Annotated in this window: 12 protein-coding genes; 10 read left to right on the top strand and 2 right to left on the bottom strand. The window is 60.6% G+C overall.

What is annotated here, in order from left to right; all coding sequences use genetic code 11:
- Nucleotides 1–68: 68 nt before the first annotated feature.
- Nucleotides 69–3,779, top strand: a complete 3,711-nt coding sequence (gene metH / locus UB23_RS01550) for a methionine synthase (RefSeq protein WP_045057582.1) — start codon at nucleotides 69–71, stop codon at nucleotides 3,777–3,779.
- A 192-nt stretch (nucleotides 3,780–3,971) separates the two neighbouring features.
- Nucleotides 3,972–4,190, top strand: coding sequence for a DUF2970 domain-containing protein (locus UB23_RS01555; RefSeq protein ID WP_045057583.1), 219 nt, complete (start codon nucleotides 3,972–3,974; stop codon nucleotides 4,188–4,190).
- Between the two features lie 8 nt (nucleotides 4,191–4,198).
- Here the strand turns inward: UB23_RS01555 and UB23_RS01560 are convergent, their stop codons facing one another.
- Nucleotides 4,199–5,272: an ABC transporter substrate-binding protein gene (locus tag UB23_RS01560; RefSeq protein WP_045057584.1), complete on the bottom strand. Its 1,074-nt coding sequence runs from the start codon at nucleotides 5,270–5,272 to the stop codon at nucleotides 4,199–4,201.
- 520 nt (nucleotides 5,273–5,792) lie between these two features.
- Between UB23_RS01560 and UB23_RS01565 the strand changes: the two genes are divergently transcribed.
- Both UB23_RS01565 and UB23_RS01570 read left to right on the top strand, forming a co-directional pair.
- Nucleotides 5,793–7,451 (top strand): nitrite/sulfite reductase, encoded by a 1,659-nt coding sequence (locus UB23_RS01565; RefSeq protein ID WP_045057585.1) that lies wholly within the window; start codon nucleotides 5,793–5,795, stop codon nucleotides 7,449–7,451.
- A complete protein-coding gene (locus UB23_RS01570; protein ID WP_045057586.1) occupies nucleotides 7,435–7,929 on the top strand; it encodes a DUF934 domain-containing protein in 495 nt (164 codons plus the stop codon). Before UB23_RS01565 ends, UB23_RS01570 begins: the two co-directional genes overlap by 17 nt.
- A 96-nt stretch (nucleotides 7,930–8,025) precedes the next feature.
- Here UB23_RS01570 and sohB read toward each other — a convergent pair whose 3' ends face one another.
- Nucleotides 8,026–9,048, bottom strand: coding sequence for a protease SohB (sohB, locus tag UB23_RS01575; protein ID WP_045057587.1), 1,023 nt, complete (start codon nucleotides 9,046–9,048; stop codon nucleotides 8,026–8,028).
- Nucleotides 9,049–9,255: 207 nt separating this feature from the next.
- On the opposite strand from sohB, the gene UB23_RS01580 reads away from it, so the two are divergent.
- The 6 genes from UB23_RS01580 (at nucleotide 9,256) to UB23_RS01605 (ending at nucleotide 15,796) form a co-directional block, all read left to right on the top strand.
- Nucleotides 9,256–9,966 (top strand): histidine phosphatase family protein, encoded by a 711-nt coding sequence (locus UB23_RS01580; RefSeq protein WP_045057588.1) that lies wholly within the window; start codon nucleotides 9,256–9,258, stop codon nucleotides 9,964–9,966.
- A 64-nt stretch (nucleotides 9,967–10,030) separates the two neighbouring features.
- A complete protein-coding gene (locus UB23_RS01585) occupies nucleotides 10,031–10,345 on the top strand; it encodes an SCP2 sterol-binding domain-containing protein (RefSeq protein ID WP_008154977.1) in 315 nt (104 codons plus the stop codon).
- Nucleotides 10,346–10,648: 303 nt separating this feature from the next.
- Complete coding sequence (locus UB23_RS01590; protein ID WP_177328521.1) at nucleotides 10,649–12,496, top strand: amidohydrolase; 1,848 nt, start codon at nucleotides 10,649–10,651, stop codon at nucleotides 12,494–12,496.
- A 100-nt stretch (nucleotides 12,497–12,596) separates the two neighbouring features.
- On the top strand, nucleotides 12,597–13,460 hold the full coding sequence (locus UB23_RS01595) for a LysR family transcriptional regulator (protein WP_045057590.1): 864 nt from the start codon (nucleotides 12,597–12,599) through the stop codon (nucleotides 13,458–13,460).
- A 105-nt stretch (nucleotides 13,461–13,565) separates the two neighbouring features.
- Nucleotides 13,566–14,711 carry a sterol desaturase/SRPBCC family protein gene (locus UB23_RS01600; protein ID WP_045057630.1) on the top strand — a complete coding sequence of 382 codons (1,146 nt, stop codon included), beginning with the start codon at nucleotides 13,566–13,568 and terminating at the stop codon, nucleotides 14,709–14,711.
- On the top strand, nucleotides 14,708–15,796 hold the full coding sequence (locus UB23_RS01605) for an SMP-30/gluconolactonase/LRE family protein (RefSeq protein ID WP_045057591.1): 1,089 nt from the start codon (nucleotides 14,708–14,710) through the stop codon (nucleotides 15,794–15,796). Before UB23_RS01600 ends, UB23_RS01605 begins: the two co-directional genes overlap by 4 nt.
- The last annotated feature ends 3 nt before the right edge of the window (nucleotides 15,797–15,799 follow it).

Below are 15,799 nucleotides of genomic sequence, written 5' to 3' on the forward strand. Positions count from 1 at the left end.
CATGCTCTAAAAGCGCGCAGGTTTGCTATGATCCCGGCCCTTCGTAATGGTCTTTCCGAGTAGTCCACATGTCCGATCGCAGTGTTCGCCTTCAAGCTCTCAAGCACGCCCTCAAAGAGCGCATCCTGATTCTCGATGGCGGCATGGGCACCATGATCCAGAGCTACAAGCTCGAGGAGCAGGATTACCGGGGTAAACGCTTTGCAGACTGGCCGAGCGACGTCAAGGGTAACAATGACCTGCTGGTGCTGACTCGCCCGGACGTGATCGGCTCGATCGAAAAAGCCTACCTGGATGCCGGCGCCGACATCCTCGAAACCAACACCTTCAACGCCACCCAGGTATCCCTGGCCGATTACGGCATGCAGGGCCTGGCATACGAGTTAAACGTAGAAGGCGCACGCCTGGCGCGCAAGGTGGCTGATGCCAAGACCCTGGAAACCCCGGACAAGCCGCGTTTCGTCGCTGGCGTGATCGGGCCGACCAGTCGCACCTGCTCGCTGTCGCCGGACGTGAACAACCCCGGCTACCGCAACGTGACCTTCGATGAACTGGTGGAAAACTACACCGAAGCGGCCAAAGGCCTGATCGAGGGTGGCAGCGACCTGATCCTGATCGAAACCATCTTCGATACCTTGAACGCCAAGGCCGCAATCTTTGCCGTGCAGGGGGTGTTCGAGGAGCTGGGCATCGAGTTGCCGATCATGATCTCCGGCACCATTACCGACGCCTCTGGCCGAACCTTGTCGGGCCAGACCACCGAAGCCTTCTGGAACTCCGTGGCCCACGCCAAGCCGATATCGGTTGGCCTGAACTGCGCCCTCGGTGCCAGCGAGCTGCGCCCGTACCTGGAGGAGCTGTCGAACAAGGCAGGCACCCACGTCTCGGCGCACCCTAACGCCGGGCTACCCAACGAGTTCGGCGAGTACGACGAGCTGCCCGCGCAAACCGCCAAGGTCATCGAAGAGTTCGCCCAGAGCGGGTTTCTCAACATCGTCGGCGGCTGCTGCGGCACCACCCCGGGCCACATCGAAGCCATCGCCAAGGCGGTGGCGGGATATGCGCCGCGGCAGATTCCGGACATTCCCAAGGCGTGCCGCCTTTCCGGGCTTGAGCCGTTCACCATTGATCGCAGCTCGCTGTTCGTCAACGTCGGCGAGCGCACCAATATCACCGGCTCGGCAAAGTTCGCCCGCCTGATTCGTGAAGACAACTACACCGAAGCCCTGGAAGTCGCCCTGCAACAGGTCGAGGCTGGCGCCCAGGTGATCGACATCAACATGGACGAAGGGATGCTCGATTCGAAGAAGGCGATGGTGACCTTCCTCAATCTGATTGCCGGTGAACCGGACATCTCCCGCGTCCCGATCATGATCGACTCCTCGAAATGGGAAGTGATCGAGGCCGGCCTGAAATGCATCCAGGGCAAGGGCATCGTCAACTCGATCAGCATGAAAGAAGGCGTCGAGCAGTTCATGCATCACGCCAAGCTGTGCAAGCGCTATGGTGCGGCGGTGGTCGTGATGGCCTTCGACGAAGCCGGCCAGGCTGACACCGAAGCGCGCAAGAAGGAAATCTGCAAGCGCTCCTACGACATTCTGGTCAACGAAGTCGGCTTCCCGCCGGAAGACATCATTTTCGACCCGAACATCTTCGCCGTGGCTACCGGTATCGAAGAACACAACAACTATGCCGTGGACTTCATCAACGCCTGCGCCTATATCCGAGACGAGCTGCCGTATGCGCTGACGTCGGGCGGCGTGTCCAACGTGTCGTTCTCGTTCCGGGGCAACAACCCGGTGCGCGAAGCCATCCACTCGGTGTTTCTGTTGTATGCGATCCGCAACGGCCTGAGCATGGGCATCGTCAACGCCGGCCAGCTGGAGATCTATGACCAGATCCCGGCCGAACTGCGTGACGCCGTGGAAGATGTCGTGCTCAACCGTACCCCGGAAGGCACCGACGCCCTCCTCGCCATCGCCGACAAGTACAAGGGCGACGGCAGCGTCAAGGAAGCCGAGACCGAAGAGTGGCGCGGCTGGGACGTCAACAAGCGCCTGGAGCACGCACTGGTCAAGGGCATCACCACCCACATCGTCGAGGACACGGAAGAGTCGCGCCTGTCGTTCGCCCGCCCGATCGAAGTGATCGAAGGGCCGCTGATGTCCGGCATGAACATCGTTGGCGACCTGTTCGGCGCCGGCAAGATGTTCCTGCCGCAAGTGGTGAAGTCCGCCCGGGTGATGAAGCAGGCCGTCGCCCACCTGATTCCGTTTATCGAACTGGAAAAAGGCGACAAGCCCGAAGCCAAGGGCAAGATCCTGATGGCCACGGTCAAGGGCGATGTGCATGACATCGGCAAGAACATCGTCGGCGTGGTCCTGGGTTGTAACGGCTATGACATCGTCGACCTGGGCGTCATGGTGCCGGCGGAGAAAATCCTCCAGGTGGCCAGGGAGCAGAAGTGCGACATCATCGGCCTGTCCGGCCTGATCACCCCGTCGCTGGACGAGATGGTCCACGTAGCCCGCGAAATGCAGCGCCAGGATTTCCACCTGCCGCTGATGATCGGTGGCGCCACTACCTCCAAGGCACACACGGCGGTGAAGATCGAGCCCAAGTACAGCAATGACGCGGTGATTTATGTCACCGACGCCTCCCGCGCCGTGGGCGTGGCGACCCAGTTGTTGTCCAAGGAGTTGAAACCGGCTTTCGTCGAGAAGACTCGCCAGGACTACGTCGAGGTTCGCGAACGCACCGCCAATCGCAGCGCCCGCACTGAACGCCTTAGCTACCCGGCCGCGATCGCCAAGAAGCCGCAGTTCGACTGGAGCACTTACACGCCGGTCAAGCCGACGTTCACCGGTGCCCGGGTGCTGGATAATATCGATTTGAAGGTGCTGGCCGAATACATCGACTGGACGCCGTTCTTCATTTCCTGGGACCTGGCTGGCAAGTTTCCGCGCATCCTTACCGACGAAGTCGTGGGTGAAGCCGCCACCGCGCTTTATGCGGATGCCCGGGAGATGCTGGACAAGCTGATCAACGAAAAGCTGATCAGTGCCCGTGCGGTGTTCGGCTTCTGGCCGGCCAATCAGGTGCGCGACGACGACATCGAAGTCTACGGCGATGACGGCAAGCCGTTGGCCAAGCTGCATCACTTGCGCCAGCAGATCATCAAGACCGACGGCAAACCAAACTTCTCCCTGGCCGACTTCGTGGCGCCCAAGGACAGTGAGATCACCGACTACGTCGGCGGGTTCATCACCACTGCCGGCATCGGCGCCGAAGAAGTGGCCAAGGCTTACCAGGACGCCGGCGACGATTACAACTCGATCATGGTCAAGGCCCTGGCCGACCGCCTGGCCGAGGCCTGCGCCGAGTGGCTGCACCAGCAGGTGCGCAAGGGTTATTGGGGTTATGCCAAGGACGAGACCCTCGACAACGAGGCACTGATCAAGGAGCAGTACAGCGGCATCCGCCCTGCGCCGGGCTACCCGGCGTGCCCTGATCACACCGAGAAAAGCACGCTGTTCAGCCTGCTCGATCCTGAAGCCAGCGAAATGCAGGCCGGCCGCAGCGGCGTGTTTCTCACCGAGCACTACGCCATGTTCCCGGCTGCTGCAGTCAGCGGCTGGTACTTCGCCCATCCGCAGGCGCAGTACTTTGCCGTGGGCAAGATCGACAAGGACCAGGTGCAGAGTTACACCTCACGCAAAGGCCAGGAGCTCAGCGTGACCGAGCGCTGGCTGGCACCGAACCTGGGTTATGACAACTAAGATCTATAGATCGCAGCCCACGGCAGCCCGCACAAGCCCGTAGGAGCTGCCAAGTGAAACGAGGCTGCGATCTTTTGATCTTCAAACCCGGATCAAAAGATCGCAGCCTGCGGCAGCTCCTACAGGTCATCAGGCTGCGATCTGTTCTGCTTTGTCTATGCTTACCTTTCTCACACAGGTGAAGAGGGATTTATGGACGATCCGGTCGACAACAAACCGCCGAGCTTCTGGCAGATGCTACACAGCGTCATGGCTGCGGCGTTCGGGGTTCAAAGCGGGAAGAATCGGGCACGCGACTTCACCCATGGCAAGCCCAGTCATTTTGTCATCCTGGGCATCCTGTTCACGGCGGTGTTTGCCTTGACGTTGTTTGCCATCGTCAAGCTGGTGCTGCACCTGGCCGGCATCTGAGATCGCTGTCAGTGCATCAGGGTGTGCATGCTGAAGGGGTACCGGTAAGCCGCCGGGCGGCCTTTTGCCGACAGGCGGCGGAAGTTCACCCGGTAATCGGTCGACGTCTGCATGGCCAGCAGACGCCGGGCCTGTGCCTGATCGACCACTTGCAACAGGGCAAGCATCTGGTCCCGTCCACCTTGCCGGTTCAGGTCTACACCGAGCTCATGGTCATGCAACTGCACCAGCGCCCAACCCCCAAGGGTAAAGTGCCCGCCCATCAACACGCTCAGGCGTCCGTCAACCTTGGCTTGCAACGCCGAAGGCGAGGTATTGACCGCGCTGAACAGTGCGTCCTTGCCGGGGACCCCGCCGGTCTCCGAATACGCCTGCATCGCGCCGAATGCCATTTCGTCATTGGCTGACCACACCAGGCTCACTTTGGGGTAGCGCTGGAACAACATTCGGGCTTGCTCGTACGCCCGCTGCCGGGTCCACCCGCTGTACACCAACTGGCGCAAGCGTACCTGCGGATGTTCGGCCAGGGCGCGATACATGCCTTGCTCGCGCAAATGGGCAGAGGGCGTAATTTTCAAGCCGGAAAAGGCCAGTAACTCGATCACTTGGCCGGGTGCGGCGGGCGGATGCTGGCGGATCAACTCCTTGAGCATCAGGTAGCCGCCCTCCTCGTCGTTGGGCACCAGGCTACCCAGCAAGTCCGGACGCTCGCCCAGCAGGCTTTTCTGATTGTCGGTCAGGGACGCGTTGACCATGAACAGCTTGACGCCGCTACCCTGGGCCAGGCGCATGATTTGCGGAGCAACGTATTGCTCGTTGACGAAGATCAGGTAATCCGGACGCTGGGGCCCCTGCAATGCCTCACGGGCTTGCACCACGGTCAATTCCGGCATGCGTTCGCTATAGCGCACCTGCAGGTCGATGCCCAAGTCATCCGCCGCCGCTCGCATGAACTGTGCGTAGGTCACCCAGAAGGTTTCGTTGGTGCCACCGGGACTGAGGAACAGCACCGACTCGGCGCGCGCGGCTGAGCCCCAGGCAGCGCTGAGTGCCAGCAATAGAGTGAAACAGTACTTGAGCATTGGTCGTCCGGGCCCCGAAAATCGCCGCGCATTATAGCCAGCGAAGCCCGGAAAATCGGTCTTTACCGCATGTTTTGTCCGACAATCGTCGAAATCAGGCCCGGACGAGGCGGTTTATTGATGACTGACCCAGAACACGGCAGTGCCCACGACCAGGATGATCAGGAACAAAATCGCCCAGGCATCAACCGTACTGTCGGGTTTTGAAGCTTTGGTAGGGTTGCTCATTGCATCGCCTCTTGTCGGTTTTATCGGTGATTGCACGAAGACTCGCTCACAGTTAAGACGATGATTGCCCACACCACAAACGCGGGTTTGCTAACAACGATTCTCGTTAGTCGTTTTGGTTCTTTACATATACTCAAACATCACTTTTGCGCATAACTACAAACTGGTATCTTGCCCCGGCTCCGTTGGGAGTGCGCGGCCGTGCGCGCAGAATTGCCGAGGCAGTATCGGACTTCAGCAAGCCCCACATGCAGCTGGAACCGACCGGCCCAAGCCTGAGAACAGGACTTATATGTACGTATACGACGAGTACGATCAGCGGATCATCGAGGACCGCGTCAAGCAGTTCCGTGATCAGACCCGACGCTATCTGGCAGGCGAGCTGAGCGAAGAAGAATTCCGCCCCCTGCGCCTGCAAAATGGCCTTTACATCCAGCGTTTCGCGCCGATGTTGCGGGTCGCGGTGCCTTACGGCCAACTGACTTCGCGCCAAACGCGAATGATGGCCAAGATCGCCCGTGACTATGACAAGGGCTATGCCCACATCAGCACCCGGCAGAACGTACAGTTCAACTGGCCGGCGCTGGAAGACATCCCGGATATCCTGGCAGAGCTGGCCACCGTGCAGATGCACGCGATCCAGACCAGCGGCAACTGCCTGCGCAATGTCACCACCGACCAGTTCGCCGGTGTCGCGTTCGATGAGCTGATTGATCCGCGCCCATGGTGCGAGATTGTTCGCCAGTGGACCACCTTCCACCCTGAGTTCGCCTACCTGCCGCGCAAGTTCAAGATCGCGATCAACGGTTCGACCTCCGACCGTGCCGCCATTGAAGTGCATGATATTGGCCTTGAGCCAGTGCACAACGCGGCCGGCGAGCTGGGTTTCCGCGTGCTGGTGGGTGGCGGCCTGGGCCGTACCCCGGTGGTGGGCGCTTTCATCAACGAATTCCTGCCGTGGCAGGACCTGTTGAGCTATCTCGACGCCATCCTGCGTGTCTACAACCGCTATGGCCGTCGTGACAACAAATACAAGGCGCGGATCAAGATCCTGGTCAAGGCGCTGACCCCCGAAGTCTTCGCCCAGAAAGTCGACGCGGAAATGGAGCACCTGCGCGGTGGCCAGACCACGCTGACCGAAGCCGAAGTGCATCGGGTGGCCAAACACTTCGTGGACCCCGAGTACCAGGCGCTGGACAACCAGAGCGCGGCCTTGGCCGAGCTTGACCAGCAGCACCCGGGCTTCGCACGCTGGCGCACGCGCAACACCCTGGCGCACAAGAAGCCGGGTTACGTTGCCGTGACATTATCGCTGAAACCTACCGGCGTGGCGCCGGGGGACATCACCGACAAACAGCTGGATGCCGTGGCTGATTTGGCCGACCGTTACTCGTTCGGTCAACTGCGCACATCCCATGAACAGAACATCATTCTGGCGGACGTCGAGCAGAGCCAACTGTTTACCCTGTGGGGTGAACTGCGCGAGCAAGGGTTCGCCACGCCGAACATCGGCCTGCTGACCGACATCATCTGCTGCCCGGGCGGTGATTTCTGCTCCCTGGCCAACGCCAAGTCGATCCCGATCGCCGAATCGATCCAGCGTCGTTTCGATAACCTGGACTACCTGTTCGACATCGGCGAACTGGACTTGAACATTTCCGGTTGCATGAACGCCTGCGGTCACCACCACGTCGGCCACATCGGCATTCTCGGGGTGGACAAGAAAGGCGAAGAGTTTTACCAGGTCTCCCTGGGTGGCAGCGCCAGTCGCGATGCGAGCCTGGGCAAGATCCTCGGCCCGTCCTTCGCCCAGGAAGCCATGCCTGATGTGATCGAGAAGCTGATCAACGTGTACGTCGAACAACGTACCGAAGACGAGCGCTTCATCGACACTTACCAGCGTATCGGCATCGACCTCTTCAAGGAGCGCGTCTATGCAGCGAATCATTAAGAACAACGAAGTCGTCGACGAAACCTGGCACCTGCTGCCCAAGGACTTCAACATCGACGAGATCAGCAACTGCGACGACCTGATCGTCCCGCTGCAGCTGTGGCGTGAACACAGCCGCATGCTCAAGGCCCGCGATGGCGGCCTTGGCGTGTGGCTGGATGCGGATGAAGAAGCGGAAGAAATCGGTGACGACGTGGACCAGTTCCAGGTCATCGCCCTGAACTTTCCCGCCTTCACCGATGGTCGCAACTACTCCAACGCCCGCCTGCTGCGTGACCGCTACGGCTTCAAAGGCGAGTTGCGGGCAATCGGCGATGTGCTGCGCGACCAGCTGTTCTATCTGCGTCGCTGCGGCTTCGATGCCTTCGCATTGCGCGCTGACAAAGACCCTTACGAAGCGCTGGAAAGTCTCAAGGATTTCTCGGTGACCTATCAGGCCGCCACTGACGAACCGCTGCCGCTGTTCCGTCGTCGCTGATGCTGCAAAGGCATGACCCCGCCCGGGACCATGCCTCATTAAGACTGAGCCCTTTCACCTTCAACAAGTGAAAGGGCTCAGTGGCGACAGGGTTACTTACCAGAAGCGTTGTTGAGTCAACCGGCTCCACCAGGTCAGCAGTACCCGGTCGACTGAACCGCTGGCCGCCATGCCGATGCGTTCCTGCAAGCTTTTACGTTCGGCATAGTGCAGGTGGTACAGCTCGGATTTCTTCGCCCGTTCTGCCAGGTACTCGTCGCTGGTCTTGAGTTCGTCGACCAGTTGCAGGTCCAACGCAGCCATGCCCAGCCAGATTTCGCCGGTGGCGACCTCATCGATGGCCAGTTGTGGGCGGTAACGCGAGACGAAGTTCTTGAACAGCTGATGGGTGATGTCCAGGTCTTCCTGGAATTTTTCCCGGCCCTTCTCGGTGTTTTCGCCGAACACGGTCAAGGTGCGCTTGTATTCCCCGGCAGTCAGCACCTCGAAATCGATATCATGTTTCTTCAGCAGGCGGTTGACGTTGGGCAGTTGCGCAACCACCCCGATGGAACCGAGGATGGCAAAGGGTGCGCTGATGATCTTCTCGCCAATGCACGCCATCATGTAGCCGCCGCTCGCCGCCACCTTGTCGATGCACACGGTCAAGGGCACGCCCGCATCACGGATGCGCGCCAGTTGCGACGACGCCAGGCCGTAGCTGTGCACCATGCCCCCGCCGCTTTCCAGGCGCAGCACCACTTCATCCTTGGGGGTCGCCAGGGTCAGCAATGCGGTGATCTCATGGCGCAGGCTTTCAGTGGCGGAGGCCTTGATGTCGCCATCGAAATCCAGCACGAAAACCCGTGGCTTGGCCTCGGGCTTGTTCTTTTGCTTTTTCTCGGTCTTGGCCTGGGACTTGCGCAGGGCCTTGAGCTGGTCCTTGTCGAGCAAGGTGTGCTCCAGGCGTTCGCGCAGGCCCTTGTAGAAATCATTCAGCTTGCTGACCTGCAACTGGCCGGCGGATTTGCGGCGACCCTTGCTGCGCAATGCCGCAAAACTGGCCATGACCACCAGAATGGCGACCACCAGTGTCACGGTCTTGGCCAGGAAACTGGCGTACTCTGCAAAAAACTCCACAGCAACTCCTTCATTACTAAGCGCGGCATGAAAACGCACGCGGGGTGGTTACCAGCATACCCATGCGCCGGCCTGTCGGCCAGCCGCGAAACCTGTGGTAACAGGCCTGGAACGAGCATTTCAAACAAGCGTATGTTTTTTCATTGACAGCACACCGTCATCCCCCATAACCTCGCCAGACCTTCAACGTACCGGGATGAAGCGGACGTGGGCAGCATCTATCTGATTCGACATGGCCAAGCCTCTTTTGGTGCAGACGATTACGACGTCCTGTCGCCGACCGGGGTGCGCCAGGCGCAAATCCTCGGCCAGCACCTGGCCGAACTGGGTATCAGCTTCGATCGCTGCCTGGCAGGCGACCTGCGCCGGCAACAGGATACCGCCACCGGCGCCCTCGACCAGTTCGCCGCCTTCGGGCTGCCCGTGCCGATCCTGGAAACCGATGCGGCGTTCAACGAATTCGACGCCGATGCGGTCATCCGCGCATTGCTGCCTGAAATGCTGCCGCAAGAACCCCAAGCCCTGCACATCCTGCGCAACGCCGCGCAGAACCGCGGCGAGTTCCAGCGCATCTTCGCGCTGATCATCGAGCGCTGGCTCGCCGGCACCTATGACACGCCGGGCCTGGAAAGCTGGCTGGGATTTGTCGAGCGCGTCCGCGCCGGCCTGCACCGCATCCTCGAAAGCGCCGACAACACCCAGAAAATCGCCGTGTTCACCTCCGGCGGGACCATCACTGCCCTGCTCCACCTGATCACCCAAATGCCTGCCCGGCAGGCTTTTGAACTGAACTGGCAAATCGTCAACACCTCGCTCAACCACCTGAAGTTTCGTGGGCGCGAGGTGGCACTGGCTTCCTTCAACAGCCATGCGCACCTGCAACTGCTGAAGGCCCCGGAACTCATCACATTTCGCTGAGTCCGGACTATTGTGACCCTGGCTGTAATCACCCAGCTCTAATTACCCAAGAAAGGATCAAACCATGACCTCCGTAGCTGACGCCGTACAAGCAATGAAAGCCAAGTTCAACCCAGCCGCTGCTGCCGGTCTGGACCTGGTCTTCGGTTTTCGCATCGACGACACCAAGAACTTCTCGCTGATCGTCAAGGACAGCACCTGCGAGCTGCAGGAAGGCGAAAACCCGGACGCCCAGGTGACCCTGGTGATGGACGGCGAAACCCTGGAAGGCATCGTCAGCGGCGAAACCGACGGCATGCAAGCGTTCATGGGCGGCAAATTGCGCGCTGAAGGCGACATGATGCTGGCGATGAAACTGTCCGAGCTGTTCCCGGCCTAAGCGATGGGCCCCGAACTTCGGGGCCGCGCTGGCTGCAAACGAATCCCGCCCTTCAAGGCGGGATTTGTCGTTTTTCGCCCCGGTAAAAGGCCGTGCGTGGATTTGCCGGCTATATTCCTTCTGGCCGCCTGCTTCAGAATCTGGCTGCCAACGCTAACTTGCGATGAACCCAGTCCTGTGGAGAGCACTGCCATGAGCCCACCTGACGACCACGACGGATTTAACCGCCGCCGTGTACTGCAAGGCCTTTCGGCAGGTGCCGTCGGTGCCTGGATCAGCCCGCTGTTTGCAGGGAGTAAAACCATGCCCGACGCCCCCGCCGACCTCATCTTGTACAATGGACGCCTGCACACAGTCGATCGCAAGAAGCCCCAGGCCAGTGCCGTGGCGATCAAGGACGGGCGTTTCGTGGTGGTTGGCAGCGATGCTCAGGCCATGGCGTTGCAAGGTCCCGGTACGCAAATCGTCGACCTGCACGGACGCACCGTCATCCCCGGCCTCAATGACTCGCACCTGCACCTGATTCGCGGCGGTTTGAACTACAACCTCGAACTGCGCTGGGAAGGCGTCCCATCCCTGGTCGATGCCTTGCGCATGCTCAAGGACCAGGCAGATCGCACGCCAACGCCACAATGGGTACGTGTGGTCGGTGGCTGGAATGAGTTCCAGTTCGCCGAGAAACGCCTGCCCAGCATTGACGAACTGAACAAGGCCGCCCCGGACACCCCGGTATTTGTCCTGCACCTTTACGACCGCGCCCTTCTCAACCGCGCAGCGTTGAAGGTCGTCGGATACACCCGGAACACGCCCAACCCTCCCGGTGGCGAGATCCAGCGCGACGCCAATGGCGATCCAACCGGAATGTTGATTGCTCGACCCAACGCGATGATCCTCTACTCGACCCTGGCGAAGGGGCCCAAGCTCCCGCTGGAATACCAGGTCAACTCGACCCGCCAGTTCATGCGCGAACTTAATCGCCTGGGCGTTACCAGCGCCATCGATGCCGGTGGCGGCTACCAGAATTATCCTGATGATTACCAGGTCATCCAGCAGTTGGCTCGGGACAAGCAACTCACGGTCCGCATTGCCTACAACCTGTTCACACAGAAGCCGAAGGAAGAGCTTGCCGATTTCAAGAACTGGACGAGCACCTCTCGCTACGGCCAGGGCGATGACTTTCTACGGCATAACGGCGCCGGCGAGATGCTGGTGTTTTCCGCAGCCGACTTCGAGGACTTCCTCGAGCCTCGTCCCGACCTGCCGCAAACCATGGAACAGGAACTTGAACCCGTGGTTCGGCACCTGGTGGAACAACGCTGGCCATTCCGCCTGCATGCCACCTACAACGAATCCATCAGCCGCATGCTCGATGTGTTCGAGAAGGTCAATCGCGATATCCCTTTCGATGGGCTGCCCTGGTTTTTCGATCATGCCGAAACCATTACCCCGCAGAATATCGAACGGGTCAAAGCGCTCGGCGGCGGTATCGCGATTCAGGATCGCATGGCGTTCCAGGGTGAGTATTTTGTCGAGCGCTACGGCGCCAAGGCGGCCGAACACACCCCGCCCATCGTGCGCATGCTCGCCGAAGGCCTGCCCGTCGGGGCCGGCACTGATGCCACGCGGGTGTCGAGCTATAACCCCTGGACTTCGCTCTACTGGCTCGTCAGCGGTCGCACCGTCGGGGGTCTGGAGCTGTATCCCCAGGGCCTGAGCCGCGACACCGCGCTGGAACTGTTCACCCATGGCAGCGCCTGGTTTTCTTCCGAACAAGGTAAGAAAGGTCAGATCAAGGTGGGACAACTGGCGGACCTTATCGCCCTTTCAGCCGACTATTTCCACATCGAAGACGAGGCGGTCAAATGGATCGAATCGGTGTTGACGATTGTCGATGGCAAAATCGTCTACGGCACTGCCGAGTTCGGCAAACTCGGCCCCCCGCCAGTGCCAGTGGTGCCTGAATGGTCCCCGGTGGTCACAGTGCCCGGCCACTGGAAACCCCTGGCGCCGCTAACCGCACAGGTTCATCAATGTGTGGGCGCCTGCGCGGTGCACGCCCACAGCCATGAGCGGGCGCGGCTGTCCTCGGCTCCGGTCAGTGATTTCCAGGGCTTCTGGGGAGCGTTCGGGTGTTCGTGTTTTGCATTCTAAGCGACGTTCCAGGTCCCCGTGCATGTGTGACGTGCACTGGGGGCGCCTGGCTTGAGAACACAGTTGCTACAATGCCTGAACCTCCCGCACCGGCCGCCCCATGGACATCGATCTCGCCCGCACCTTCCTCGAAATTGTTCGTCACGGCAGCCTCGCCGCCGCAGCGCAGAAGCTGCATGTTACCCAGACCGCCATCACTGCACGGGTACAAAAACTCGAAAGCCAGCTCGGCAGTACGCTGTTTGTGCGCAATCGCGCCGGCGCCCGCCTGACGCCCAACGGCGAGGCCTTTGTGGTGTACGCCAACCAGCTGGTGCAAACCTGGGAAGCGGCGCGCCGGGATTTGCCGCTGCCCGAGGGTTATCACAATGTCCTGCACATTGGTGGCGAAGTCAGCCTGTGTAACCCGCTGATGCTCGGCTGGGCCGGCGAACTGCGGGAGAAGATTCCCGGCCATGCGCTGCGCATGGAAGTCCGCGATGGCGAACATTTGTTGCGCCAACTGGAGCTCGGGCTACTGGACGCAGCTCTGGTGTATCACCCCGAGTACTGGCCGCGCCTGCAAGTTGAGCAGGTACTGGAAGAAAAGCTGATTCGGGTTCGCCTGGTGGCCAAACCCGACCCTTACGTCTATATCGATTGGGGTCCGGACTTCCGCCGCCAGCACGATGCGGCGCTGCCAGAAAATGCCCGGGCCGCCTTGAGCTTCAACCTTGGCCCGCTTGGCCTGCAATACATTCTCGAACACGGTGGCAGCGGCTATTTCCGCACTCGAGTGGTCCAGAGCTACCTGGAAAGTGGCGTCATGGAAATAGTGCCCAAGGCCCCGGAGTTCAACTACCCGACCTATCTGGTCTACTCCCGCGACCGCGATTCGGCGACGCTGCAGCAGGCATTCGATCTGCTACGCGAAGTCATCAAGCGCGATGGTGACTGGTCACAGCGCTGGGACCCGCTGATCTGAGCGCGCGCTGCACCGGAGCATGGCATTTGTGCCGTCGAGATCAATCCGGGCAGACGCCTGGAATCGGCTAATCTGCTGGGGTGACCATCATCCGGGGTGAATGCAGTGAGGCAGACCACCGATCTATTCCGCAGCCGCTACCGCGCTGCCGTGCACCCGCGCTACAACCCCTGGCTGCACGGCGTTTTTGTACTGGTATTCGGACTGCTGGCCTGTGGCGCATTCTGGAGTACTGTGCAACAGGTCCAGCCAGGGGAATGGCTGGCCGTGCCGCTGACCCTGCTGCTGTTCAACGCCGGCGTCTACCTGGTGCACCGTCACCTCGGGCACCACAAAAAAAGCTTTGCGCGAATGTTCTACGCCCGACACGCCGGCGATCACCACAGTTTCTTCACCCCCGGGCACATGAGCTATGACAGCGCCCGGGATTGGCGCGTGATCCTGTTTCCGGCGTGGTTGATCGTGCTGCACACCCTGGTGATTACCTTGCCCCTGTGGTGGCTGCTGTCGCTGATCAATACCAACGTTGCCGGTTTGTTCGGTGGCTGCCTGGTGCTTGGTTACCTCACCTATGAAGTGTTCCATGCCTGCGAACACTTGCCGCCGAGCAACCGTCTGACCCGGCTGCCGTGGATCCGCCAGATGCGTCGCCTGCACGAATTGCATCACCGCCGCGAACTGATGCAGGAACGCAATTTCAACATTGTCTTGCCCTTGATGGATTACCTGTTCGGCACCCTCTACTGGGAACCGGAACACCTCACCACACCCCCGACGAGTAGGCCCATGACCCGCATGCAGCATCAAGTCGACATCGCCGCAAACCCGATTGAGGTGCTCGCCTACGCCAGCGCCGCAACCCGCTGGCCGGAGTGGCACCCGTCGTCCCTGACAGTCGACGGACAGGCCGGCCCGCTGCATGCAGGGTCACGCTTCGAAGAAGACATTCGCGCCGGAGGCCGTGAAGGTCACCTGAGCTGGGTGGTCGAGGAATACTTGCCGGGACGGCGCTGGATTGCCCGCGCCCAGGGCGATAACGGCCTGTCGCTGGTGCTGACCTATGAGTGCGCGGCCCAGGGCAATGGCACACGGTTTATCCGCACCCTGGACTATCAGTTCGAGAGCCTGGCGATGCGCCTGGCCAATCACCTTCTGCTCAAGCACCGCATTGACCGCGAGTCTGCGCAATCCATGCTGGCCTTGCGCGCAATGGCGCAACAGCACCTGGCCCCCACAGGAGCCACTGCGTGAGTCGATCCATAAGGTTTCGTCATGTCGTATTGCTGGTGCTGGTGGCTATTGCGGCGTTCCTGTTGTTGATGCCCACCAAGGTCCGACCGGTGGCCTGGAACCCGCCACCGGCGCCTTCGCTCACCAGTGGCGTCTACGTAGACAATCAGCGCCTCAACGACGTCGAGCAAGTGGGCGCCGGCAACCTCGAAGGCCCGGAGGCATTGCTGCTCGAAGACAATGCGCTGATCACCGGGCTGCACGACGGTCGGTTGATCCGTACCAGCCTCGACGGCAAGACCACCCAGGTCCTGGCCGACACCGGAGGCCGACCGTTGGGCCTGGCGCGACATCCAAACGGCTTGCTGGTGATTGCCGACGGGGTCAAGGGCTTGTTATCCCTGGATGCCCAGGGCCGCCTGATTCCATTGGTCACAGAGGCCAAGGGAGTGCCCTTGGGTTTTACCGACGACGTGGCCATCGACAAGTCCGGGCACTACGCCTATTTCAGTGACGCTTCCAGCCGGTTCGGCTATGGCAGCGATGGTGATGCCATCATCGAGCATGGCGGTGACGGGCGCTTGCTACGCTACGACTTCCAGACCGGCAAGACAGCCGTGCTGCTGGACAAGCTGGAGTTCGCCAACGGCGTCACGCTGGGCCCGGACGACAGCTTTGTGCTGGTCAACGAAACCGGCGCCTATCGCATCAGCCGCTATTGGTTGAGCGGTCCGAAAGCCGGCACTCATGATGTGTTTATCGACAACCTGCCAGGTATGCCAGACAACCTGTCGTTCAACGGCGAAAACCGTTTCTGGGTGGCGCTCTACGCCCCGCGCAATGCCCTGCTGGATGCCTCGGCGCCGCACCCCTTCGTGCGCAAAATGATCGCCCGGGCCATGAGCGTGCTGCCCAAGCCGGTGGAAAAGCGTGGGTTTGCGCTGGGCATGGATTTGCAAGGACAGGTGATTGCCAATCTACAAGATGGGAGTCGCGACAATTATTCGCCCATCACCACCGTGCGCGAGTATGGCGAGTGGTTGTATTTTGGGTCGCTGAAGGCCAATCACATGGTGCGGTTGCCCCTGGCGAAGGCGCTCCAATAATCG

Source organism: Pseudomonas sp. ES3-33 (assembly GCF_000952175.1).
GTDB classification, from domain to species: Bacteria; Pseudomonadota; Gammaproteobacteria; order Pseudomonadales; family Pseudomonadaceae; genus Aquipseudomonas; species Aquipseudomonas gregormendelii.